The organism is Kaistia adipata DSM 17808, assembly GCF_000423225.1.
Classification (GTDB): domain Bacteria; phylum Pseudomonadota; class Alphaproteobacteria; order Rhizobiales; family Kaistiaceae; genus Kaistia; species Kaistia adipata.
In genome coordinates this window covers 1527557-1551382 of record NZ_KE383991.1, presented here as the reverse complement: position 1 = coordinate 1551382, position 23826 = coordinate 1527557, and the positions used below count along the sequence as shown (strand labels likewise).

The window sequence follows — 23826 nt, the reverse complement described above, 5'->3', positions numbered from 1 at the left end:
GCTCGCTCAGAGGCCCCTGGCCTGCTGGTTGAAGCCGAAGCTGTCGAAGGAGAATTCCGCGACCCGGTACCATTGGTAGATCTGGTCGCGGAACGCCTTCCACGGTTCGTAGATCGCCTTGAAGTCCGGATGGCTGGCCGAGAGCTCGGCATAGAGCTGGAAGGCGGCCTTGTAGGCCGCCTCGAGCAGGTCGTTCGGGAACGGCCGCAGCTGCGCTCCGTTGGCGACCAGCCGGCGGATGGCGGCATTGTTGGCGATGTCCATCCGCGCCAGCATCACGTCATTGACCTGCGCGGCGGCGGCCTTCAGCACGGCCTGGTAGCTGGGCGGGAGCGCCTCGAAGGTTGCCTGGTTGGCGAACAGGTGGATCGAGGCGCCGCCGTCCCACCAGCCGGGATAGTAGTAGTAGGGTGCGACCTTGTAGAAGCCGAGCGGCTCGTCGGCGGCGGGGCCGGCGAACTCCGCCGCGTCGATCGTCCCGATCTCGAGCGCCTCGAACGCGGCCTGGCCGGAGAGGCTCAGGGTCTCGACGCCCAGGCGCTCCATCACCGGCGCGCCGAGGCCGGCGATGCGCATCTTCATGCCGGCGATCTCGGTCACGCTGCGGATCTCCTTGCGGAACCAACCGCCCATCTGGGCCCCGGAATTGCCGGCGACGAAGGCAACCAGGCCGAGGCCGGCATGGAAGCTGTCGAGCAGGTGCCGGCCGCCGCCCTCGATGATCCAGGCGTTCTGCATGCGCGCGTTCAGGCCGAAGGGCAGGGCGCTGCCGAAGGCGAAGGCCGGGTTCTCGGCGACGTGGTAGTAGGCGCTGGTATGGCAGGCCTCGAGGCGGCCGGATCGCACCGCGTCGAGCGTCCGGACCGGCTCGAACGCCTTGCTCTCGGCCGGCTGGACCTCGATCTGGAACTGGCCGTCGGTGAGCCCGGCCACGATCAGCGCCAGCGTCTCGGCGCCGCTGTAGAGCGGGCCGACGCTGCGCGGGAAGTCGGACTGCAGCCGCCACTTCACGACCGGCCGCGCGCCGGCCTCGGCGCGCGCGGGGACGGACAGCGTCGTCCCGGCCAGCGCGACGCCCGAGCCGAGGCCCGCCGTCCTGATGAAGCCGCGCCGATCCAGATGATCCGCACTCATGGATGTGACCCTGCCTGTCCACCGAAAACCCCGCCATGACCAACGTCAGGAGCGCGGGCGCTGTCAATGCCGTATCCGCGTTCCACGGCGACAAAGTGACGTAGCGTCCGGAACGGCTTGTCGCCGCTCGCGCGGCCGCGCGGCGTTCTCCGGAAACCCCGTGACCGGCGCGGCCGAGGCCGGTATTCTGCCATCTTCGGGTGCGACGGAAGCGGCGCGCCAACAGCCTGCGATCTGGACCATGACCCAACCCACATCTTTCTCGCCCCTCGTCGCCGTGACCGCCGATGTGCGCGACGCCGACGGCTATCGCTGGCACGCCGCGCCGGAGACGTATATCCGCGCCGCGCTGACCGGCGCCGGCGCCATCCCGGTGATCGTGCCGTCGCTCGGCGCCGCGCTCGACATCGATGCGCTGCTCGCGCGGGTCGACGGCGTGCTGGTCACCGGCAGCCGTTCCAACGTCCATCCGGCGCTCTATGGCGCCACGCCGGACGCCAGCACCGAGCCCTATGACCAGGCGCGGGACTCGACCTCGCTGCCGCTGATCCGCGCCGCGATCGCCAGGGGCGTGCCGCTGCTCGCCATCTGCCGCGGCCAGCAGGAGCTGAATGTGGCGCTCGGCGGCACGCTGGCCTCGGAGATCCAGGACCTGCCCGGCCGCGACGATCACCGCTCGCCGGTTTCGGACTTCCAGGAGGAGCGCTTCGCCATCCGCCATCCGGTCGAGATCGTGCCGGATGGCTGTTTCGCCCGGATCCTCGAGCGCGACACGATTGCGGTGAACTCGCTGCATCGGCAGGCGATCGGCCGGCTCGCCGATGGCCTCGTCGTCGAGGCGGTGGCGGCGGACGGCACGATCGAGGCGGTCAGCGTCCGCGACGCGCCGGGCTTCGCCGTCGGCGTGCAGTGGCATCCGGAATATTGGGTGGCGACCGACGCGCCCTCGGCCCGGCTGTTCCGCGCCTTCGGCGACGCGATGCGGGCCCGCGCCGCCGGCCTGCCGCGCGTGGCGGCGGAATAGGATCAGGCCGCCGCCATCGCGCCGCCGAGCATCAGCAGTCCGAATACCAGGATGCCGCTGGCGGCGACGATCTGCAGAGCGTTGACGACGCGCAGCTGCGTCCGGCTCTCGCCGCCCGAGAAGCGCAGCGCCAGGTCCTTGGCCTTGACCGCAAGAGCCGCGAGCGCCGAGACGGTGAGGCCGGTGCCGAGCGCCATCACCAGCACCGACAGGATGCCGGCCCAGTAGAGCTTCTGCGAGATCGCGAAGACGAGCACGATCACCGCGCCGGAGCAGGGGCGGACGCCGACGGCGAGGATCGCCGTCCAGGCGCGCGCCAGCGTCAGCGGCTTGTCGAGCGCGGCCGGATCCGGCGCGTGCGAATGGCCGCAGTCGCAGACGAGGCCGTGCCCATGGTCGTGATGATGATGGTCGTGGCCGTGATCGTGGTGATCATGCGCATGCGCCGCGCCGTGCTCGTGGTGGTGGCCGCGGCCCGAGAGCCGGGTCCAGAGCAGCCACAGCCCGCACAGGGTGATCAGCGCGTAGCTGGCGATCTCGAGCGCGTCGGTGGCGCGCGTCATCGTCATCGCCGTGACGTTCAGGATCAGCGTGCCGATCGATACCACGACGATCGCCGTCAGGGCCTGCACGAAGGCGGAGGCGAACGAGATGGCGATGCCGCGCTTCAGCTTCTCGCCGGTCGCCAACAGATAGGTCGCGATCACCGCCTTGCCGTGGCCGGGGCCGGCGGCGTGGAACACGCCATAGGCGAAGGAGAGCGCGACGAGGATCAGCGCGGCGTGGCCGCTCTGGGTCAGGTCGCCGAGCGCGGTCGTCAGGTCGCGGTAGAACATCGACTGCTGTCGCGCGATCCACTGGAAGAGCGGCGCGAGCGGTCCGGCCCATGAAGTCGGCCCGGAACTGTCCGGGGTCGCGATGCCGAACGGGCTGGGCGCGGCGAGGGCGAGCGCCGGCACGAGCGCGGCGCTGGCGCCGGCGAGGCAACCGAGCAGGCGGGACTTCATGAACAATCGACCGTGATCTGGCTGGAGAGGCTGGCCGCGGCCTCGGCGAGTTCCGGCGGCAGGTCGCGCTGGTCGGCGGGAATCGCCGCCAGCATGGTCGCGGTCTGCGCGTCCAGTTCCTTCGGCGGCTGGAAGTGCGCCTTGCAGTTGGGCGGCGCGTCGGCGAGCGTGATCGGCTGCTCGGCGATGAAGTTGAAGGCGACGAAATATTCGGGGTCGAACACTTCGAGCGTCGTGCTGGGGCCGGGCGAGACCGGCTTGCGCAGCGGCAGCGTGTAGAACAGCGTCAGCCGGCCGCCATGGAAATCGAGCCAGTATTCCTTGGGCTCGTCGACCGGCGCGCGCTGGCCGTTCACCTTCAGGCGGGTGAAGTAGTGGAAATCCTTCAGGGATTCGACGTTCACCTTGGCGAGCGGCTGCAACTCCTCGTCGGAAAGGTCGCCGTCGCCATTGGTGTCGAGACCCTGCACCGCGAAGGCGGTGAAGGCGGCGTCGAACTGCCAGACATGGCGGATCGCCGACATCTTGCCGTCCTTGTCGAAGACGATCTCTTCCTTGGCGTCGATGAAGACGTGCGGATGCGCGGCGGCGGAGGTCGCGGCGAGCGCGGCGAAGGCGAAGACGATCAGCGAGCGGAGCATGGTCGGCGGATCTTTTGCGGGTGAAGGCGATGGTCGAAGGGGCCAGAAGAGTGCGGCCAGATCGTGTCAGGCGCAACCGGTCGGAACGGGTGTCGCGTCCGATCGCACGCCTAGCAACCGTCCTGCTTCTGGCTCTCGAACCACTTCACCAGGAAGTCGATGAAGCTGCGGACCTTGCCGGAGAGATGGCGCCGATGCGGATAGACGGCGTGGATGGCGGCGCTGGCGGGCTCGTAGGCTTCGAGCACGGCGACCAGCCGGCCCGCCTCCAGGTCGTCCTTCACCACCAGATGCGGCACGATGGCGAAGCCGAGGCCGGCGAGCGCCGCCTGGCGCGCCGCGTTCGGGCTGTCGACCTCGACGCGTCCCTTGACCGGCACGGAGACGCGCTCGCCGTCGATCAGGAAGGGCCAGTTGGTGCGGTAGGCGACGTTCGAATCGATGACGCAGGGCTTGCCGGAGAGCTCTTCCGGGACCTCTGGCCTGCCCGTCTCCGCCAGCAGTTCCGGGCTGGCGACGATGGCGATCCGGAACGAGGCGAGCCGGCGGGCGATCAGGCTCGAATCCGTCAGCGTCGAGATGCGGATGGCGACGTCGAAGCCCTCGTCGACGAGATCGACGAAGCGGTCCTCCAGATGCAGCTCCAGCGAGATCTCCGGCTCGCTGACGACGAACTCCATGATGGCGCGGCCGAGGTCGCCGTCACCGAAGGTGCGCGGCGCCGAGACCTTGAGGCGGCCGCGCGGCGCGGCATGGGCGTCTCCGATCGAGGATTGCAGGTCCTCGATCCGCTGCAGGATCTCGGTGGCGTCGCGGGCGTAGCTTTGGCCGACCTCGGTCAGCGACAGCGTGCGTGTCGTGCGGTTGAGCAGGCGGGCGCCGAGCTCGTCCTCGAGCTCGCGCACATATTTCGAGATCAGCGCCTTGGAGCGCCCCATCTTGCGGGCCGCGGCCGAGAAGCCGCCGGCATCGACGACTTCGACGAAGGTCCGCATGCGGGTGAGCGTGTCCATGCTGCCGCCTAGCCTGCCAGGATCTTGGCGGCGAGCGCGATCAGGGCGCGGTCGCGGCCCCTGGGCGCGATCAGCGAGACGCCGAGCGGGCAGCCATCATGCTCGGCCAGCGGCAGGCTGATCTGCGGCAGGCCGGTCAGGCTCCCCGTGCAGGACATGGCGAGCGCCCGGTTGCGGTAGGATTCGAGCTCGTCGCCGCCGAGGCCGATCTTCGGCGCGATGCCAGGCGAGGTCGGGATGGCGAGCACGGTATCGTCGCCGAGCAGGCTCTCGACGCGCTCGCGCACCTGGGCGCGCCGCTGCGCCGCCGCCTCATAATCCTCGCGCGTGACATGGCTCGCCCATTCGAAGCGCTCGCGCACGCCGGGGCCGAACACCGGCTTGCGGCTGGTGATCCACTCGCCATTCGCCTGCCAGGCCTCGTAGGCCTGCATGGTGCGGAAGATCATCCGCCAGGCGGCGAGGCCGTCCGGCGAGACGACGACGGCGCCGGCCGGCGTCAGGTGGGCGGCGATGCGCGGCATCGCCGAGCGGACCGCGGCTTCCTCGAGATCGCCGAGCAGCAGCGCGTGGATGTCGTCGCCGACGAGGAAGCGGGTCAGCGGCGGGCCGTCGACATCGTCGCCGAGCAGCACGTCGCCGACCTTGGCGAAGGTGTCGATGTCGCGGGCAAACCAGCCGACCGTGTCGAAGGTCTCGGCCAGCGGCGCGACGCGCGAGATGTCGATCCGGCCATGCGTCGGGCGCAGGCCGATCAGGCCGTGATAGGAAGCCGGCGCGCGGACCGAGCCGCCCGTGTCGCTGCCGAGCGCGATGTCGACGAGGCCGGCGCTGACCGCCGCGGCCGAACCGGAGGAGGAGCCGCCGGGGATGCGGCCCGGCGCGCGCACGTTGATCGGCGTGCCGTAGTGATAGTTCTCGCCGTTCATCGAATAGGCGAACTCGTCGGTATGCACCTTGCCGACGAAGCGGGCGCCGGCGTCGAGCAGCGCCTGCACCGAGGGGGCGCTTACCGTCTTGATGTCGCTTTCCTGCCGCTTCAGCGGATGGCCGACGCCGGTCGGGTAGCCGGCGACGTCGTAGAGATCCTTGACGGCCAGCGTCAGCCCGGCGAGCGGGCCGGTCGGCGACGAGGGAACCTCGACGGCGGGATAGTCGAGAAACGCGTTGACCGGATCATTGGCGAGAAGCATGGGCTCTGTCGATTTCCTTGGAGGGATACCGGATCGGCGCCGAGCGACGCCGCGTTCCTGCGATTCATAGCGCTATTCGGCGGCCGTTGCCAAAGGCGGACGCCGGCGCGCCGTCAGGCGGCGACCGCCGCGCCGTCCGAGCGCGGGTCGCTGGCGCCGAAGATGCGGCCGTCCTTGCGGCGGACGAGCGCGCCGGCATGGCCCATCGTGTCGGAATAGGCCTCGTCCAGCACATGGATCTCGTGGCCCGCCCGCTCGAGCGCCAGGATCAGGTCGGCGTCGAGCCGGTTCTCGACGCGCAGATTGGTGTGGTCCGAGCCCCAGGTGCGGCCGAGCAGCCAGCGCGGCGCCGCGATCGCCTCGCCGAGATCCATGCCGAACAGGGCGTGGCGCGTGAAGATCGCGCCCTGGGTCTGCGGCTGGCCGTCGCCGCCCATCGTGCCGTAGCTCATGATGCGGCCGTCGTCGAAACGGGCGATCGCCGGGTTCAGCGTATGGAACGGCTTGCGGCCGGGCTCGAGCGGATTGAGCGATTTCGGATCGAGCGAGAAGCTGGCGCCGCGATTCTGCCAGGTGATGCCGGTCGCCGGCAGCACGCAGCCGGAGCCGAATTCCCAGAAGATCGACTGGATATAGGAGACGGTAAGCCCCGACGCGTCGGTGGCGCCGAGCCAGACCGTGTCGCCCTTCCTGGCCGGCTGCGGCCAGGGCGCGGCGCGGCTCTTGTCGATATGGGCGGCCTCGCGCTCCAGCACGCGCGGGGAGAGATGCATGGAGAGGTCGCCGGCGAAGATCGGGTCGGTGACGTGCCTGTCGCGCAGCAGGAAGGCGCGCTTGGTCGCCTCGATCAGGCCGTGCACATGCTCGAAGCTCTCGCCTCGCTTGACGCCCAGGCGCTCGAAGATGCCGAGGATCAGCAGCGAGGCGAGGCCCTGGGTCGGCGGCGGCGCATTGTAGACCGTCCCCTGCTGGAGCCGGACCGAAAGCGGCGGCCGCAGCCGCGCCTCGTGTCGGGCGAGGTCGTCGCGCGTCACCGGGGCGCCGATCCGCGCGAGATCGCTTGCGATCTCGCTGGCGACGTCGCCGCGATAGAAATCGAGGAAGCCGGCGCGGGCGAGATGATCGAGCGTGTCGGCGAGGCGTTCCTGGCGCAGCACGGCCCCGGTCTCCGGCGGCTTGCCGTCGACGAGGAAGATTTCGGCGAAGCCGGGCTGGGCGGATAGCACGGCGTGGTGCTCGGCGGTCAGCCGCGCCTGCGAGCGGGTGACGGCGATGCCGTTCTGCGCATGGGCGATGGCGTTGGCGAGGAGGGTGGGGCGGTCGAGCCGGCCGCCGAGGCTCTGCGACAGCTCATAGGCGGTGTTCCAGCCCGAGAGCGCGCCGGCGACGGTCAGCGCCGCGTCGGGGCCGCGCGCCGGCACCGCATCGTGGCCCTTGTCGCGATAGGCCCGGATCGTGGCGCCGGAGCCGGCGCCGCCGCAGGCTTCCAGATAGCGCGGCTCCTTGCCCGGCTCGCGGATCAGCCAGAAGCCGTCGCCGCCGATCGAATTCATGTGCGGGTAGATGACGGCGATGGTGGCGGCGGCGGCGATCGCTGCCTCGATGGCGTTGCCGCCGGCGCGGATGATCTCCGCGCCTGCCTCGGCCGCTGCCCGGTGCGGGGCGACGACCATGCCCCTTTCGCCGACGATGGTCTCGCTCACGCGCATCTCTCCTGTTGCTCCACTCTGCATAGGCGAAACAAGCGGGGGCCGGAAGCGCGAATCACATGGTTAACCAGAGCGTCGGGAGGTCGTCGCAACCCCGGTCGCGGCGGCTCCGAAAAGCCGCGGCGGGGCTGAAAAATGTGACCGAAATGCCGCGCTGCCGCCCGGTTGCGCACGCTTGGCGCCCCTGTGCACCAAAATTGGGCCGCGGAGGGAAAATCCGCTTGAATGTTAACCGCGATCCGCCTACCTAGACCTCGCCCAATAATCGCACGTGCCTGTGGTTGCGTGCCGACCGGTGGGGCTTCGGACAAGAGGCCGAAGCGACGCCCAAGATCCTCCGCAAGAGGGTCCCAGGAGTTCGGGAGCGATCCCGAAAAGGTCGGCAGCCGGAAAGCGAAACCGGTGAACTCCGTCTCCGCGGAGGACGCGACTTGAAGCAACGACGTAGCGGGCTTTTTTGGTCTCGCACGGCTCTCCACAGGCCGTGGTCACTGAAGAGGCACTACATCCTTGCCGGGCGTGCGGATCGGGTCTCCCGTTCCAAGCGAAGGCAGCGCTCCCGATGAACGCTCCCGTTTATCGCTGCGACTGCCACCCGCGAAAACTGCCGGCTCACCCCGGCAAAAACGGCTCGTTGTCACCGTTCCGATCGCGTCCATAGCGCTCGGCGCGAGGGCTGCGCTCCGGTTTCGTCATCGCTTCGCAACGCATTTGGCCTCGGCAGGCCGACGGGGAGACCCTCCAATGACCGCACGTATCATCGACTTCCTCAACACCCGACGTCCCGACGGCCCGTGCCTCGTGGTCGATCTCGATGTCGTGCGCGATAATTACTTGGCCTTCGCGCATGCGCTGCCCGACACCCGCGTCTTCTACGCGGTAAAGGCCAATCCGGCGCCGGAACTGCTGTCGCTGCTCGCCTCGCTGGGCTCGAGCTTCGACTGCGCGTCGGTGGCCGAGATCGACATGGCGCTGGCCGCCGGCGCGACGCCCGACCGCATCTCCTTCGGCAACACGATCAAGAAGGAGCGCGACGTCGCCGCCGCCTTCGCCCGCGGCATCGACCTCTATGCGGTCGATTGCGAGGCCGAGGTCGAGAAGGTGGCCCGCGCCGCTCCCGGCACGCGCGTGTTCTGCCGCATCCTCTGCGACGGCGCCGGCGCCGAGTGGCCGCTGTCGCGCAAGTTCGGCTGCGAGCCCCAGATGGCCGTCGGCGTGCTCGAGCATGCGCACCGCCTCGGCCTGCGCGCCTATGGCGTGTCGTTCCATGTCGGTTCGCAGCAGGCCAACACCGAGGCCTGGGACGGCGCGCTCGCCTCGGCCGCCGGCATCTTCGGCACGCTCGCCGAGCGCGGCATCCAGCTCGCGATGGTCAATCTCGGCGGTGGCTTCCCGACCCGTTATCTCAAGGAGATTCCGGGCGTGGACAACTATGCCTCGTCGATCGACGCGGCGCTGAAGCGCCATTTCGGCAACCGCATCCCCGAGACGATCATCGAGCCGGGCCGCGGCATGGTCGGCAATGCGGGCATCATCAAGACGGAAGTCGTGCTGATCTCGAAGAAGAACGACACGGACGACATCCGCTGGGTCTATCTCGACATCGGCAAGTTCGGCGGCCTCGCCGAGACGATGGACGAGTCGATCCGCTATCCGATCCGCACGATGCACGACAATGACGAGAAGACGCCCTGCGTGCTCGCCGGCCCGACCTGCGATTCCGCCGACGTCCTCTACGAGAAGACGCCGTATCACCTGCCCGTCTCGCTCTCGATCGGCGACGAAGTGCTGATCGAAGGCACGGGCGCGTATACGACGACCTATTCGGCCGTCGCCTTCAACGGCTTCAAGCCGCTCGAAGCCTTCGTGATCTGAAGGACCGCCATCGATGATCCAGATTGGTGTGGAGGCGCCGGGTGAAACCGGCGCCCGCGAGATGCTGCTCGACCGGACGATGGGTCCGGACCGCCACCTGAAGACCTCCGAGCGACTGCGCGAGAACCGCCTGCCGGCCTCCGGCCTGGCGCTGGTCGCCCGCGACGGCGACGCGATCGTCGGCTCGGTCCGGCTCTGGAACGTCTCGGCCGGCGGCCGCGACGCGCTGCTGCTCGGCCCGCTCGCGGTCGCGCCGGAGCGCCAGGGCGAGGGGCTCGGCGGCAAGCTGATGCGCGCCGCGCTCAACCGCGCCGCCATGTTCGGCCATGGCGCCGTCATCCTGGTGGGCGACGCCGAATACTATGCGCGCTTCGGCTTTTCGGCCGAGGCGACGCGAAGCCTGATGATGCCGGGGCCGGTCGACCGGGCCCGTTTCCTGGCGCTCGAGCTGCGCGACGGGGCGCTTTCCGGCGCCGCCGGAATGCTCGTCGCCACCGGCGACTGGTCGGTCCCGCCGCTTGCCGGTCCGGACTTTCCGACCGTCGCGAGCCCTTCCGGGCTCGACCTCGCCGACGCAAGCCGTTAGGTTCCAGCTGCCCGCGGGCCGTGGAGGGAAGGGGGAAACCCCTACTTCCACGGCTTTTTGTTTGTCACGAAGGAAGGGTACGGTACCCCACTTGTTGATTTCGACTTTCAGGAGTGTTTCGCTATGACGACTTGGCCAACCTACGGTCGCATCACCGGCCCCGTGGTCATCATTGGCTTTGGTTCGATCGGACGCGGTTTCCTCCCGCTGCTGAAGCGCCACTTCGCTCTCGACCAACCGCAGATCACCATCGTCGAGCCGAGCGACGAGTTCGCCGAACTGATGGCCAGCGAGGGCGTCACGCACGTCAAGGCTGCACTGACGCCGGCCAATTTCCGCGAGATCCTGACGCCGCTCCTGACCAGCTCCGAAGGCCAGGGCTTCTGCGTCAACCTTTCGGTCGATACCTCCTCGGTCGAGATCATGGGCCTGACCCGCGAAATCGGCAGCCTCTACATCGATACCGTGGTCGAGCCCTGGGCCGGCTTCTATGACGCCGGCGACGTCGACGCGGCAGGGCGCTCCAACTATGCGCTGCGCGAGACGCTGCTGGCGGCGCGGCGCGCCAGCCCGGGCGGCACCACGGCGGTTTCCTGCTCGGGCGCCAATCCCGGCATGGTGTCGTGGTTCGTCAAGCAGGCGCTGCTGAACATCGCCACCGACCTCGGCATCCCGCACGAAGTGCCGAAGACGCAGGCCGGATGGGCCGCGCTGATGAAGGCCGCGGGCGTCAAGGGCGTCCACATCGCCGAGCGCGACACCCAGCGCGCCCGCGATCCGAAGCCGATGGGCACCTTCATCAATACCTGGTCGGTCGAGGGCTTCATCGCCGAGGCGCTGCAGCCGGCCGAGCTCGGCTGGGGCACGCATGAGCGCTGGATGCCGAGCTTCGGTCGCACCCATGAAAAGGGCAGCGGCGCGGCGATCTACCTGCTGTCGCCCGGCGCCGACACGCGCGTCCGCAGCTGGTGCCCGACGCCGGGCTCGCAGCTCGCCTATCTCGTCACGCACAATGAGGCGATCACCATCGCCGACTATTTCACGGCGCGCGACGGCGATACGGTGACCTTCCGCCCGACGGTGCACTACGCCTACCATCCGGCCAATGACGCGCTGCTGTCGCTGCACGAGATGTTCGGCTATGCGGCGCAGCCGCAGTTCCAGCCGAAGCACCACATCCTGCGCGAGGACGAGATCGTCGACGGTCGCGACGAGCTCGGCGTGCTGCTCTATGGCCATGCCAAGAACGCCTACTGGTATGGTTCGCGGCTGACGATCGAGGAAGCCCGCCAACTCGCGCCCTACCAGAACGCGAGCGGCCTGCAGGTGACCTCGGCCGTGATGGCCGGCATGGTCTGGGCGCTGCAGAACCCCGAGGCCGGCATCGTCGAATCCGACGAGCTCGACTTCGACGTCTGCCTGACCGCCCAGCGGCCCTATCTGGGCACCGTCGAGGGCGTCTACACCGACTGGACGCCGCTCACCGATCGTCCGGGCTTCTTCCCGGAAGACATCGACGAGAGCGACCCCTGGCAGTTCCGCAACGTGCTGGTGCACCAGAAGGGCTGACTTCGGTCGTCTTCGAGACAATGCCAAGAGACCGGGCTTCGGCCCGGTCTTTTTTTATGCGCCCGGCTCATGCCGGCGGGGCGGAATTTGTTCGCGCCTCGAATTTGTGCGCGTGCAGCGCGGTCGCGCCATGCGTCAGGATCATGGCAGGGCGGGCGAGGCGGCGGCGCCGTCGTTGTTCCGATACCAAAACGCCGCAATTCCGTCACACGGCTTAATGCTGCGCCGCACAAATTCAGCCGGAATTGATGCTGCTCTGCGTCCAGTGCATCGCTGGCATGAGCTTTTTCATACTGCTCAATCCGGAAGCAACCGCCTATATCAACGTCAACAGAACGGCGACAGAGAAATCCGGCGCTGGTTCGCAAGAGATCACGAGAATTCGAAGGAAACGGCTATGAACATCATCAATTCCTACAAGACCTGGCGCAAGTTCCGCGAGACCTACAACGAGCTGTCTCGCCTCAACAACCGCGAGCTTGCTGACCTCGGCATCCATCGTGGTGAAATCGAGCGCGTTGCCAAGCAGGCGGTCGGTTACTAAGACTTACAAATACAAAGGAATTCGCCGGGAACATCTCCCTCCCTCCTGTTCCCGGTGATCGGCGCCGCGCTGACCTCCTCCCCAGCGAGGCGCCACCCTTAAGACGCCCGTCGATCTCCTCCCCCGACGGGCGTTTTTCTTTCTGCGCAGACCGCGTATGACGCCGGCTGACGCGACCGTGTCGAGCTCACAACCAGCTCCCGGTCGCGCGCCGGCGTCGCCTTTTTCAGGCTCCCTCCGCACCATCCCGGCCGCCGCTGTGACCGCCGTCACAGCCGCGGTCTAGAATGGTTTTGACTCGCCTTACGCAACGTCGTACTCGCGTTTCCGGAGGGCGACAGGGGGATTGAGTCGGCCCTTCTTCCAAACGGGGGGCGACATGCCGCGCATCAGCCAGTGGTTCATCGGAACGGCCGTCATCTATGTCATCATCGGCATGGTCGGCGGCATCATCATGGGCGCGAAGCAGGACTTCTCGCTCGCGCCAGCGCATGCCCATCTCAACCTGATCGGCTGGGTCAGCCTGGCGCTGATGGGCTTCTACTACAACGCCAATCGCGAGAAGGCGGAGACCCGCCTGGCGACGGTCCAGTTCTGGGTCTCGACGATCGGCCTCTGGATCATGATCCCCGGCCTGGTGCTGGCGCTGCGCATGGTGCCGGCGGGCGAGCCGATCGTCATCGCCGGCTCGATCATCACGCTGATCGGCATGATCCTGTTCGCCGTCGCGATCTTCCGCCGCGCCCCCGGCCGGGCGTGAGCGGCCGGTCGACAGGCTCCGCCATCATCCTGAGGTGCTTCGCTTGAGCGAAGCCTCGAAGGAGGATCCAGCGGGCTTCCGGCTTGAAATCGGTTCAGGTGTTCCCCGGACCCTCCTTCGAGGCCCGGCTGCGCCGGGCACCTCAGGATGATGCTCTAGTCCGTGGAGGGGGGCAGTAGGGGCGAGGCTGAAGACCTGCGCCCGCCAGCATTCGGCCGCTGTCCCGCTTCTCCAAGCGAGGCGCAGGGCCGAACCCTCAGCCGGCGAGGTCGACCACGCCGGCCATGCCGCCCTCGGTGCCGAAGGCGAGGCGGACGCCCTTCTTGTCCCAGCCGAGCGCGCTGATCGCGCCGCCTTCGTCGGGCTTGCGCAGGATCGCCTGGTCGCCGTCGGCGAAGCGCACCGCCACCACCATGCCGTCCTTGTAGCCGATCGCCACGACCTCCTCGGTCGGGTGGCAGGCGACGAAGGTCACGATCTGGTCGCGCGTGCCGAGCTGCAGCGGCTGCTTGCCCATCGGGCCGTCCTTGAAGTGGAACGGCCAGAGCACGGCCATCTCGGCGCCGGACGTCGCCAGGAAGCGGCCCTTGGCCGACCACGACATCGACTTCACCTTGCCGGGATAGCCCGACATCCGCATATGGCCGCCGCCGTCGGCGACGCGCCAGCCATGCAGCGAGTTCTCCTGCATGGTGGTGATGACGTTCTTGCCGTCCGGCGAGAAGGTAACGCCGAGATGCGAGCCCTTCCATTCAAACTCGGTCGGCTTGGCGTCGGTGCCGACCCACCAGAGCGAGACGCCGTTGTAGCGCGCGACGGCGAGGCGCAGCCCCTTCGGCGCGAAGGCGAGGCCGGCGGCGGTGCGCTCGTGCTGCAGCACGCGCTCGCGCCCATCGGCGAAACGCACGAACACCTGCTTGCCGCTGGCATAGGCGATGATGCCGTCCGGGCCGCAGGCAACCTGGTCGATCCACTTCTTCGGCTGGCTGGCGAGCTCGCCGACCCGGCCCTCGGCGTCGATGGCGCAGACGCGGCCGTCATCGCCCGTCGTGACCAGGAGGCTGCCGTCCTGCGAGCGGGCGGCGGCGAGCAGGCCGCCGGTATGCACGCCGAGCTTCTCGGCCGTCGGCCCGTCGGTGACGGCAACGGTGCCGTCGCCGAGCGCGAAGGCCGGCGTGTCGTCGATGAACTGCGCCGCCACGACGAAGGCGTCGAGGGGAAAGGTCTGGATCGTGGGCAAGAGACGGTTCCGGTCGGTGACGTGCAGGGGCGTCGATCGCTCCGGCCTGAGCCGGAGCGACGCGTTCGAAAGGAAGGCGGCCGTCAGGCCGCTGGCATCAGGCAGGCTTCGAAGCTCTTGCGCAGCGCGTCCTCGTTCAGCTTGCGGCCGATGAAGACGAGGCGGCTCTCGCGCGTCTCGTCCTCGGCCCAGGGGCGCTGATGCGTGCCCTCGATGATCATGTGAACGCCCTGCAGCACGTAGCGGTCGGGGTCGCGGTCCATCGACAGGATGCCCTTCAGGCGCAGGATGTTCGGACCCTCGACCTGGGTGACTTCCTGAATCCAGGGAAAGAACTTGTTCGGATCGAGCGAGCCGCCGCGCAGCGAGACCGAGAAGACCGAGTCGTCGTGGCGCGGATGGTGGTGGTGATGGTCGTGGTGATCATGGTCATGATGGTGGTGGTCATGATCGTGATCATGGTGGTGGTCGTGACCGCAGCCGCAATTCTCGTCATGGACGTGATCATGGTCATGATCCTCGCCCTCGAGGAATTCCGGATCGAGCGACAGGATGCGCTCGAGATCGAAGGCGCCGCGATCGAGCACCTTGTCGAGGTCGATGGCGCAGCGCTCGGTCCGGTGGATCGTGGCGTGCGGATTGATGTCGCGGATGCGGCGCTCGACGGCCGCGAGATGCGCCGGCTCGACGAGGTCGGTCTTGTTCAGCAGGATGACGTCGGCGAAGGCGATCTGTTCCTCGGCTTCCGGCGCGTCGTCGAGCCGGGTCAGGAGGTTCATCGCGTCGGCGACGGTGACGACGGCGTCGAGGCGCGACTTGGCGCGCACGTCGTCATCCATGAAGAAGGTCTGCGCGACGGGGGCCGGGTTGGCGAGGCCGGTGGTCTCGACCAGGATGCCGTCGAAGCCGCCAGGGCGCTTCATCAGGCCCTCGACGACGCGGATCAGGTCGCCGCGCACCGTGCAGCAGACGCAGCCATTGTTCATCTCGTAGATCTCTTCGTCGCTCTCGACGATGAGGTCGTTGTCGATGCCGATCTCGCCGAACTCGTTGACGACCACGGCGTATTTCTTGCCGTGGTTCTCCGACAGGATGCGGTTCAAAAGCGTCGTCTTGCCGGCGCCGAGATAGCCGGTGAGCACGGTGACCGGGATCTGGGTTTCCGTCATGAGAGATCTCCGGCGCGGAACGTCAGCCCGCGCAAAAGGGGGAATGGGTTGCCGCCTGATATAAGGGATGTCGGCGCCGATTGCGATGGGTGGCTTCCGATGGGGCGCGGACTTGACCGCCCGCCATAATTTGGAACAATTCCAAGCCTGTTCTGGATATCGCGGTCGGCCGCCTGCCGGCCGGCATGCCTGGAGAACTCAGCATGACCCGTTCCCATGTTCTCGGCTATTCGCCCCTGCAGGTCGGCCTGCACTGGGGGATCGCCGCCCTGGTCCTGTTCCAACTGCTGTTCGGCGAGAGCATGGGCGAAGTCCAGCGCGCCACCGCGCGCGGCATCGCGGTGAGCGGAACCGAGGCGGGACTGGCGACGGCGCATTACTGGGTCGGCATCGCGATTCTGGCGCTCGTCCTGCTCCGCCTGGTGCTGCGGCTGACGCTCAAGGTTCCCGCGCCGCTGGAAACGGCCGGGCGCTGGGCCGCCCGCTTGGCGAGCGCCGCCCATGTCGCCTTCTATGTTCTTCTGGTGGCGGTCCCCGTGACCGGACTGCTGGCGGTCTATGCCTCGCCTTCGTTCGGAGGCATCCACGAACTCGGCAAGCCGCTGTTCATCATCCTGATCGGGCTGCACGCCGCCGCGGCACTCTACCATCAGTTCTGGCTCCGCGACGGAACCCTGCGCCGGATGCTGGTTCCCGGCGAATCCTGAGGGCGTTCGGGCTCGCGGTTCTCATCCGGCCTGGGTGGCGACGAGCGCCTCGTCGCGCTCGACCGCCCAGCAGGCGACCTCCGTCTCGCCGTGCCAGCGAAGCTCCGGCCGCTCGACCTTGCACTTGTCGAAGGCGCGCGGGCAGCGCGGATGGAAGGCGCAGCCGGTCGGCGGATTGAAGGGCGAGGGCAGCTCGCCCTTCAGGCGGATGCGTTCGCGCTGGCGCTCGGGATCGGCCATCGGCGTCGCCGAGAGCAGCGCCTGCGTGTAGGGATGCAGCGGCTGCTCGAACAGCTTTTCACGCGGTGCCCGTTCCACCACGCGGCCGAGATACATGACGAGGATCTCGTCGGCCATGTGCCGGACGACCGAGAGGCCGTGCGAGATGAACAGGTAGGAGAGGCCGAGGCTTTCCTGCAGCTCGACCAGCAGGTTCAGCACCTGCGCCTGCACCGAAACGTCGAGCGCCGAGACCGGCTCGTCGAGGACGAGGATCTTCGGTTTCAGCATCAGCGCGCGGGCGATCGCGATGCGCTGGCGCTGGCCGCCGGAGAACATGTGCGGATAGCGGTTGGCGTGTTCCGGCCGGAGGCCGACGCGCTTCAGCATGTCGAGCACGGCGGCCTTGCGATCGGCCGCGCTCATCTCCTTGCGGTTGATGATCAGCGGCTCGGCCAGCGCGTCGATGATCTTCTGGCGCGGATTGAGCGAGCCATAGGGGTTCTGGAAGACGATCTGGACTTCCGAGCGCAGCTTCCGGAGCGCCTCGCGGTCGGCGTTGACGACGTCGGTGTCGCCGATCATCAGGTGACCTTCGCTCGGCTCCTCGATCATGGTGACGAGACGGGCGAGGGTGGACTTGCCGCAGCCGGATTCGCCGACCACGGCGAGCGTCTTGCCGGCTTCCAGCGTGAAGCTCGCCTCGGCGAGCGCCTTCACCGTGGCCGGCGCCTTGAAGGCGCCGCGCGGCACGGCATAGAAGCGGGCCAGCTTGGAGGCGTTGAGGACGACGGGCGCGTTCATGCTGCGACCTCCCGGCCTTCGGGATTGGGATGACCGATCGGGCGGCCATGCGTCAGCGGATAGTGGCAGAGCGCGAAGCCGGCGATGGCGCCCTGGCGCGGCGGCACCTTGGTGCGGCAACGATCGGTGGCGAAGCGGCAGCGCGGCTCGAACAGGCAGGCCGGCGGCCGGTCGAACTGGCCCGGCACGACGCCGGGGATCGACGGCAGGTGCTTGCCCTTCGCCCGCTCCGGCAGGGCCGCGAGCAGCGCCGCCGTATAGGGATGGTGCGGATCGGCGAAGAGCGGACCGACCGGCTGCTCCTCGATCTTCTGCCCCGCATAATGCACCGAGACGCGCTCGGCCGTCTCGGCGACGACGCCCATGTCGTGCGTGATCAGCACCAGGCCGGTATCGGTCTCGCGCTGCAGCGACACCAGCAGCTCCAGGATCTGCGCCTGGATGGTGACGTCGAGCGCCGTCGTCGGCTCGTCGGCGATGATCAGCTTCGGCCGGCAGGCGAGCGCGATGGCGATCATGACGCGCTGGCTCATGCCGCCGGAAAGCTGGTGCGGGAAGGCGGAGAGGCGGCGTTCCGGATCGGGAATGCCGACCGCCTCGAGCAGCTCGATCGAGCGCTTGCGCCGCTCGCTCTTCGACAGGCCGAGATGCACCTTCAGGCTCTCGCCGATCTGGTAGCCGACCGTGAAGCACGGGTTGAGGCTCGACATCGGCTCCTGGAAGATCATCGCCATGTCCTTGCCGATCACCTTGCGGCGCTCGCGCGGCGAAAGCGTCAGCAGGTCGCGGCCGTCGAAGGCAAGCGTCTTGGCCGAGACGGTGGCGGTCCAGGGCAGGAGCCCCATCACGGCGAGCATGGCCACGGACTTGCCGGAGCCGCTCTCGCCGACGATGGCGAGGATCTCGCCGCGGTCGACGGTCAGCGAGACGCCGTCGACGGCGCGGAACTGGCCGGAGGCCGTCTTGAACTCGACCGTCAGGTCGTCAATTTCGAGAAGCGGCATGATCAGCTCCTCCGCATCTTCGGATCGAGCGCGTCGCGCAACCCGTCGCCGACGAGGTTGATCGAGAGCACGGTGATCAGGATGGCGAGGCCGGGCTCGGTGACGATCCACGGCGCGGATTGCAGGAATTCGCGGGCCGAGGCGAGCATGGCGCCCCATTCGGGCGAGGGCGGCTGGGCGCCGAGGCCGAGGAAGCCGAGCGCCGCGGCCTCGAGGATGGCGTTCGAGATGGTCAGCGCCGCCTGCACGATGATCGGCGCCATGCAGTTCGGCAGCACCGTCTTGAACATGATGCGGAGCGTGCCGGCGCCGCCGACGCGCGCCGCCGTCACATAGTCGCGCGTCTTTTCCTGCAGCGCCGAGGCGCGCACGAGGCGGACGTAATAGGGCAGGTAGACCACCGTGATGGCGATGATCGTGTTGGTCAGGCTCGGGCCGATGATCGCGACGATGACGATGGCGAGCAGCAGGCTCGGCACCGACAGGATCACGTCCATCGCCCGCATGATGACGATCGATGGCCAGCCCGGCGCGAAGGCGGCGACGAGGCCGAGCACGATGCCGACCGCCATCGAGGCGACGACGACCGAGAGGCCGATGAACAGCGACAGCCGGGCGCCGAAGATCAGGCGCGAGAGCATGTCGCGGCCGATCTCGTCGGTTCCGAGCAGGAAGGCGCTGTTGCCGCCCTCGGCCCAGGCCGGCGGGGTGCGGACGAAGTCGCGGAACTGCTCGTAGGGCGAATAGGGCGCCAGGAAGTTGGCGAAGATCGCGACGAAGACGAGCAGCGACAGGATGATCAGGCCGACCAGAGCCGCGCGGTTCTCGGAGAAGTCGCGGAAGAAGGCGACGAAGGGGCCGGGCGGCGCCTTCACCGTCGGCGCGGCGGCGGTCACGGTGCGGTCAGCGGGCATGGCGGATCCTCGGATTGAGCACGCCGTAGAGCAGGTCCACGAGGATGTTGATCAGGATGACGATGCCGGAGACGAGCAGGATGCCGCCCTGCAGAACCGGATAGTCGCGACGGTTGATCGATTCGATCAGCCAGGTGCCGATGCCAGGCCAGGAGAAGATGTATTCGGTCAGAACCGCGCCGGCCATCAGCGCGCCGACCTGCAGGCCGATCACGGTCACCACCGGGATCAGCGCGTTGCGGAGCGCATGGAAGCCGACGACGCGGAACGGCGACAGGCCTTTCGCACGGGCCGTGCGGACATAGTCCTCGCCGAGGATCTCCAGCATGGCCGAGCGGGTCATGCGGGCGATGGTGGCGAGCGGGATGGTGCCGAGCACGATCGCCGGCAGGATCAGGTGCATCACCGCCGAGCGGAACGCGCCTTCCTCGCCGGACAGCCAGCTGTCGATCAGCATGAAGCCGGTGACGGGCTCGAAATAATAGAGCAGGTCGATGCGGCCGGAGACCGGGGTCCAGCCGAGATTGACCGAGAAGAACAGGACGAGCAGCAGGCCCCACCAGAAGATCGGCATGGAGAAGCCCGTCAGCGCCGCGCCCATCAGCGTGTAGTCGATGAAGGTGCCGCGCCGGGTGGCGGCGATGACGCCGGCCGGGATGCCGAGGATGGTGGCGAACAGCATGGCGCTGATGGCGAGCTCCAGCGTCGCCGGGAACAGCGTCAGGAACTCCGTCAGCACCGGCGCATGCGTCGAGATCGACGTGCCGAAATTGCCGTGCGCGAGCTGCCAGAGATAGTCGAGGAACTGCTTCCAGACCGGCTGGTCGAGGCCGAGCTCGTGGCGGAACTGGGCGAGCCGTTCCGGCGAGATGCCGCGCTCGCCGGTGCGCACCTCGATCGGGTCGCCGGGCACGAGGCGGATGGCGATGAAGGTCAGGAAGGCGATCGCGATGAAGGTCGGGATGACGAGCAGGACTCGCCGGACAACGAAACCGAGCATTTTGGGGGACCCGTGATGGGCGCGCGCAGAGCCTGCGCCGCCTGGTCCTAGTTGGATGACCGGAGCGGACGGCGTCGCCGCCGCCCGCCCCGATCTCGCTTCCGAGCCGTTACTTCAGCTCGACATCCGTGAACTCATGCCGGCCGAGCGGGCTTACCTTGTAGCCGCTGACTTCCTTGCGCACCGGCTCGAACACGACCGAGTGGGCGATCGGCATCATCGGATAGTCATCGTGCTGGATGACCTGCATCTCTTCGTAGAGCTTAGTGCGCTCGGCCTTGTCGAACAGGGACTTGGCCTTGTTCAGGCGATCGTCGAACTCCTTGTTGCACCACTTGGAGAGGTTCTGGCCGCCGGGGCGGGCCGCCTCGCAGGAGAGCAGGAAGAAGAAGTTGTCGGGATCGCCGTTGTCGCCGGTCCAGCCGAGCTGGCCCATCTGGTGCTCGCCCGCCTGCATGCGCTTGCGGTACTCGCCCCACTCGTAGGACACGAGATTGGCCTTGATGTTGAGCTTGGCCAGATCGGCCTGGATCATCTCGGCGATGCGCTTGGCGTTCGGGTTGTACGGACGCTGCACCGGCATCCACCAGAGGTCGGTCTCGAAGCCGCCCTCGAGACCCGCTTCCTTGAGCAGGGCCTTCGCCTTCTCCGGATCGTAGCCATAGTCGACCACGGCGTCGTTGTAGCCCCAGATCGTCGGCGGGATCAGGTTCTTGGCCGGCTGGCCGGCGCCGAGATAGACGTCCTTGATGATCGCGTTCTTGTCGATGGCGTGGGCCATCGCCAGGCGGACGCGCTTGTCGTCGAACGGCTTCTTCTCGACGTTGAAGGCGAGGTAGCCGATGTTCAGGCCGGGCTGCTGCAGCAGGTTGATGTTCGGGTCCTTGCCGATGGCATCCAGGTCAGCCGGGTTCGGGAAGGGCATGATGTGGCATTCGCCCTTCTGCAGCTTCGACCAGCGCGCCGTCGGATCCTTGGTGATCGCGAAGACGAGGCCGTCGATCTTCGGCTTGCCGCCCCAGTAGTCCGGGAAGGGCTTGTAGCGGATCACCGAGTCCTTCTGGTAGGCGACGAAGGAGAATGGGCCGGTGCCGACCGGCACCTGGTCGACCTGCTCCGGCGTGCCCGCCGCCAGCATGGCGTCGGCGAATTCCTTCGACATGATGGTGGCGAAGTCCATGGCGAGATTGGCCAGGAACGGCGCCTCGGGGCGGGACAGCGTGAACTTGACCGTGTAGTCGTCGACCTTGTCGATCGACTTCAGCAGGTCCGGCATGCCCATGTCGTTGAAATAGTCATAGGCGCCGCCCGAAACCTTGTGGAACGGGTTGTCCGCCTTCCACTGGCGCTCGAACGAGAAGATCACGTCGTCGGCGTTGAAGTCGCGCGTCGGGGTGAAATTCTTGGTCGAATGGAACTTGACGCCCTTGCGCAGGTGGAAGGTGATTTCCTTGCCGTCTTCCGAGATGTCCCACTTCTCGGCCAGCGCCGGGATGACGTTGGTCGTGCCCGGCTCGAACTGCACCAGCTGGTTATAGGCCGGCCGGGCCGCGTCGAGCGACGTGCCGGTGGTGTTGATCTGCGGGTTGAAATTCTCGGGACTGCCCTCGGCGCAATAGACGAGGGTCTTGGCTTCCGCGGCCGATGCGAGGCCTGCCACGAGCATCGTCGCCGTCAGCAGGCGGGCAAAGGTTTTCATGCTGGACTCCCCTGAACTCGCGCTTCAAAGCGCTTTAAATCCGCCTGGCAGCTGGGGTTCCTTTGCTGGAGCCTCTCGCAGGCGGGAAAGCCTCAATCCAACCGAGGCGCGGTCCGAATGCAAGAGGGATTTTTCCAGTTGATCAAGGATCGAGCACGCCGCGCACCTTGGCGACGATGGCGGCCGAGGAGCGCAGGTGCGATTCCAGCGTCAGATCGGCGATGCGCGGCGTCAGGATGAGATTGGGGACGGCCGCGAAGATCGAGCCGGCCTCGCTGGTCAGCGGCTCCGTCTCGAAACCGTCGAAGGCGGCGCCGCGCAGCCGGCCGATCGCCAGCATGTTGGCGACGGCCGCCTCGTCGACGACGCCGCCGCCGCCGAGCGACAGCAGGACGGCCGTCGGCTTCAGCCGCGCCAGCGCCGCCGTGCCGAGCTTGCCGATGAATTCGGGCCGGGCCGGCAGATGGACGCTGACCACGTCGGCTTCTGAAAGCAGCGGGTCGAATTCCGCCGGCTCGATCTCGTTCCAGGCCGGATGGCTCGGCTTCAGCAGCGGATCCCAGCCGATCACCCGCATGCCGAGGGCGCGGGCCCGCGTCGCGGCCGCCCGGGCGCCGAAATCGAGGCCGACGAGGCCGAGCGTGCGGCCGCCGATCTCGCGGCCGAGCAGGTGGCCGCGCGGCCATTTGCCGGCCATCACGTCGCGGGCGGCGAAGAAGGCGCCGCGCGTCAGCATCATGGCGGTGGCGATGACATATTCGCCGACCGCGTCCGCCATCTGGTCGGGCGCGCGCACGACCGAGACGCCGCGCGCCTCGCAGCTGCGCATGTCGATGTTGTCGGCGAGCGCCCCGATCTGGCCGACGACGCGGAGCGCATTGGCGCGGGCGATCAGCGGGATGTCGACCACGGTCCGGTCGCGGATCAGCAGCGCGCGGGCCTGGCGGATGACCTTCGCCAGCCCGAGCGGGTCCATGCCCAGCGTCGGCTCGTAGAGCACCTCGAAGTCGCGGGAGAGATCCGCGACCGCGTTCTTGTGCATGAATTCGGAAATGACGATCTCGACCACGCCGGCCCCCCGGACATGCGCCCGGTCCCGCGCCGTCGCAACGCCGGACATGCTAGCAACAGGGTCGCGGCATGCCCAAGCGTTTTCCTAGGTCGAGATCACGATTCCGCCTGATGTCAGGCGGGCGCCTTCCAGAGCCGGGCGAGGTCGAAGCGGGCCATCTCCTCGAGCAGCTCGACGAAGGCGGCGGCCTGGTAGTCGACCATCTGGCGGCCGCGCTCGGCGGTGGCGCGCGAGGCGTTGCCGACGGCGCCCTTCGGGTTCAGGTCCTGCGCCTTCCAGGCGGCGCGCGCCGGCGCGCCGTGGAAGCGCAGGCGCTTGAATTCCTTCAGCAGGTCGAGCTGGCTGGAGCGGAAATCCTCGGCCTTGTCCATCTTCACGAGATCGGGCCGGAAATGCAGCATGATCGAGGTTTCAACGTCGCCGCCATGGATGCCGTAGAGATATTCTTCGTCCGGCACCATGCCCTCGGGCTCGCCGACGGCGGTCCAGCCGGTGGTGACCACCAGCATGTCGTACTTGATGCGCAGCTCGCGGGCGATGATCTCGGCGGCCGGGATGTTGCCGCCATGCGAGGTGACGATGACCAGCTTCCTGACACCGGCCCGCGCGATGCTGTCGCCGATCTCCAGCCACATGCGGATGACGGTGTCCCAGGTGAAGGTGAGCGTGCCCGGCGAGGAGATGTGCTCGTTCGACTTGCCGACCGACTGCACCGGCAGGAAGGTCGCGGGCAGGCCTTCCGGCAGCATCTCGACGACGCGCTTCATCATGCCCTCGCCGATGCAGGCGTCGGTGAAGACGGGCAGATGCGGGCCGTGCTGCTCGATGGCGCAGACCGGCAGGACCGCGATCCAGTCCTTGTCGCCGCCCAGGAAGTCGGGGGCCTGCATCTCGTGCCAATAGGGGCGGGGAAGGGACATCGGAAGTCTCTTTTCTCGGTGGC

The 23826-nt window shown here is 67.9% G+C and carries 22 protein-coding genes; 7 read left to right on the top strand and 15 right to left on the bottom strand.

Features of this window, described 5'->3' with window-relative positions; all coding sequences use genetic code 11:
- Window positions 1-6 precede the first annotated feature (6 nt).
- Window positions 7-1134: a TRAP transporter substrate-binding protein gene (locus G539_RS0120105; RefSeq protein WP_029076794.1), complete on the bottom strand. Its 1128-nt coding sequence runs from the start codon at window positions 1132-1134 to the stop codon at window positions 7-9.
- 241 nt (window positions 1135-1375) lie between these two features.
- On the opposite strand from G539_RS0120105, the gene G539_RS0120100 reads away from it, so the two are divergent.
- Entirely contained in the window at window positions 1376-2158 is a 783-nt protein-coding gene (locus G539_RS0120100; protein WP_029076793.1) for a gamma-glutamyl-gamma-aminobutyrate hydrolase family protein, read from the top strand.
- 2 nt (window positions 2159-2160) lie between these two features.
- Here G539_RS0120100 and G539_RS0120095 read toward each other — a convergent pair whose 3' ends face one another.
- The 5 genes from G539_RS0120095 to G539_RS0120075 form a co-directional block, all read right to left on the bottom strand.
- A complete protein-coding gene (locus G539_RS0120095) occupies window positions 2161-3165 on the bottom strand; it encodes a nickel/cobalt transporter (RefSeq protein WP_029076792.1) in 1005 nt (334 codons plus the stop codon).
- A complete protein-coding gene (locus G539_RS0120090) occupies window positions 3162-3806 on the bottom strand; it encodes a DUF1007 family protein (protein ID WP_035831637.1) in 645 nt (214 codons plus the stop codon). Before G539_RS0120090 ends, G539_RS0120095 begins: the two co-directional genes overlap by 4 nt.
- A gap of 110 nt (window positions 3807-3916) precedes the next feature.
- The gene (locus tag G539_RS0120085; protein ID WP_029076790.1) at window positions 3917-4819 is read right to left on the bottom strand and encodes a LysR family transcriptional regulator; all 903 of its coding nucleotides are present in this window, start codon (window positions 4817-4819) and stop codon (window positions 3917-3919) included.
- 8 nt (window positions 4820-4827) lie between these two features.
- Window positions 4828-6012 carry an amidase gene (locus tag G539_RS0120080; RefSeq protein ID WP_029076789.1) on the bottom strand — a complete coding sequence of 395 codons (1185 nt, stop codon included), beginning with the start codon at window positions 6010-6012 and terminating at the stop codon, window positions 4828-4830.
- A gap of 113 nt (window positions 6013-6125) precedes the next feature.
- Window positions 6126-7715 (bottom strand): gamma-glutamyltransferase family protein, encoded by a 1590-nt coding sequence (locus G539_RS0120075; protein ID WP_425402367.1) that lies wholly within the window; start codon window positions 7713-7715, stop codon window positions 6126-6128.
- Between the two features lie 750 nt (window positions 7716-8465).
- Between G539_RS0120075 and G539_RS0120070 the strand changes: the two genes are divergently transcribed.
- The 5 genes from G539_RS0120070 (at window position 8466) to G539_RS0120050 (ending at window position 13055) form a co-directional block, all read left to right on the top strand.
- Window positions 8466-9596 (top strand): type III PLP-dependent enzyme, encoded by a 1131-nt coding sequence (locus tag G539_RS0120070; protein WP_029076787.1) that lies wholly within the window; start codon window positions 8466-8468, stop codon window positions 9594-9596.
- A 13-nt stretch (window positions 9597-9609) separates the two neighbouring features.
- Window positions 9610-10182, top strand: a complete 573-nt coding sequence (locus tag G539_RS0120065; RefSeq protein WP_029076786.1) for a GNAT family N-acetyltransferase — start codon at window positions 9610-9612, stop codon at window positions 10180-10182.
- 123 nt (window positions 10183-10305) lie between these two features.
- Entirely contained in the window at window positions 10306-11751 is a 1446-nt protein-coding gene (locus G539_RS0120060; RefSeq protein ID WP_029076785.1) for a homospermidine synthase, read from the top strand.
- A 397-nt stretch (window positions 11752-12148) separates the two neighbouring features.
- Window positions 12149-12295 (top strand): DUF1127 domain-containing protein, encoded by a 147-nt coding sequence (locus tag G539_RS26810; RefSeq protein ID WP_084640095.1) that lies wholly within the window; start codon window positions 12149-12151, stop codon window positions 12293-12295.
- A 379-nt stretch (window positions 12296-12674) separates the two neighbouring features.
- Window positions 12675-13055, top strand: coding sequence for a hypothetical protein (locus G539_RS0120050; protein ID WP_029076784.1), 381 nt, complete (start codon window positions 12675-12677; stop codon window positions 13053-13055).
- Window positions 13056-13311: 256 nt separating this feature from the next.
- Here the strand turns inward: G539_RS0120050 and G539_RS0120045 are convergent, their stop codons facing one another.
- On the bottom strand, window positions 13312-14295 hold the full coding sequence (locus G539_RS0120045) for a WD40 repeat domain-containing protein (protein WP_029076783.1): 984 nt from the start codon (window positions 14293-14295) through the stop codon (window positions 13312-13314).
- Window positions 14296-14378: 83 nt separating this feature from the next.
- Window positions 14379-15464, bottom strand: a complete 1086-nt coding sequence (locus G539_RS0120040) for a CobW family GTP-binding protein (RefSeq protein ID WP_029076782.1) — start codon at window positions 15462-15464, stop codon at window positions 14379-14381.
- Window positions 15465-15667: 203 nt separating this feature from the next.
- Here G539_RS0120040 and G539_RS0120035 point away from each other — a divergent pair, with 203 nt between their 5' ends.
- Entirely contained in the window at window positions 15668-16171 is a 504-nt protein-coding gene (locus G539_RS0120035; RefSeq protein ID WP_029076781.1) for a cytochrome b, read from the top strand.
- Between the two features lie 21 nt (window positions 16172-16192).
- Here G539_RS0120035 and G539_RS0120030 read toward each other — a convergent pair whose 3' ends face one another.
- The 7 genes from G539_RS0120030 to G539_RS0120000 form a co-directional block, all read right to left on the bottom strand.
- A complete protein-coding gene (locus tag G539_RS0120030) occupies window positions 16193-17194 on the bottom strand; it encodes a dipeptide ABC transporter ATP-binding protein (RefSeq protein WP_029076780.1) in 1002 nt (333 codons plus the stop codon).
- Window positions 17191-18198 carry an ABC transporter ATP-binding protein gene (locus G539_RS0120025; protein WP_029076779.1) on the bottom strand — a complete coding sequence of 336 codons (1008 nt, stop codon included), beginning with the start codon at window positions 18196-18198 and terminating at the stop codon, window positions 17191-17193. The genes G539_RS0120030 and G539_RS0120025 overlap by 4 nt, the downstream gene beginning before the upstream one ends.
- Before the next feature lie 2 nt (window positions 18199-18200).
- Entirely contained in the window at window positions 18201-19112 is a 912-nt protein-coding gene (locus tag G539_RS0120020) for an ABC transporter permease subunit (RefSeq protein ID WP_035831635.1), read from the bottom strand.
- Entirely contained in the window at window positions 19102-20112 is a 1011-nt protein-coding gene (locus G539_RS0120015; protein WP_029076777.1) for an ABC transporter permease subunit, read from the bottom strand. Before G539_RS0120015 ends, G539_RS0120020 begins: the two co-directional genes overlap by 11 nt.
- A 109-nt stretch (window positions 20113-20221) precedes the next feature.
- Window positions 20222-21811 carry an ABC transporter substrate-binding protein gene (locus G539_RS0120010; protein WP_029076776.1) on the bottom strand — a complete coding sequence of 530 codons (1590 nt, stop codon included), beginning with the start codon at window positions 21809-21811 and terminating at the stop codon, window positions 20222-20224.
- 142 nt (window positions 21812-21953) lie between these two features.
- A complete protein-coding gene (locus G539_RS0120005) occupies window positions 21954-22931 on the bottom strand; it encodes an NAD(P)-dependent oxidoreductase (RefSeq protein ID WP_051231719.1) in 978 nt (325 codons plus the stop codon).
- A 65-nt stretch (window positions 22932-22996) separates the two neighbouring features.
- On the bottom strand, window positions 22997-23803 hold the full coding sequence (locus G539_RS0120000) for a creatininase family protein (protein WP_029076774.1): 807 nt from the start codon (window positions 23801-23803) through the stop codon (window positions 22997-22999).
- Between the last annotated feature and the right edge of the window lie 23 nt (window positions 23804-23826).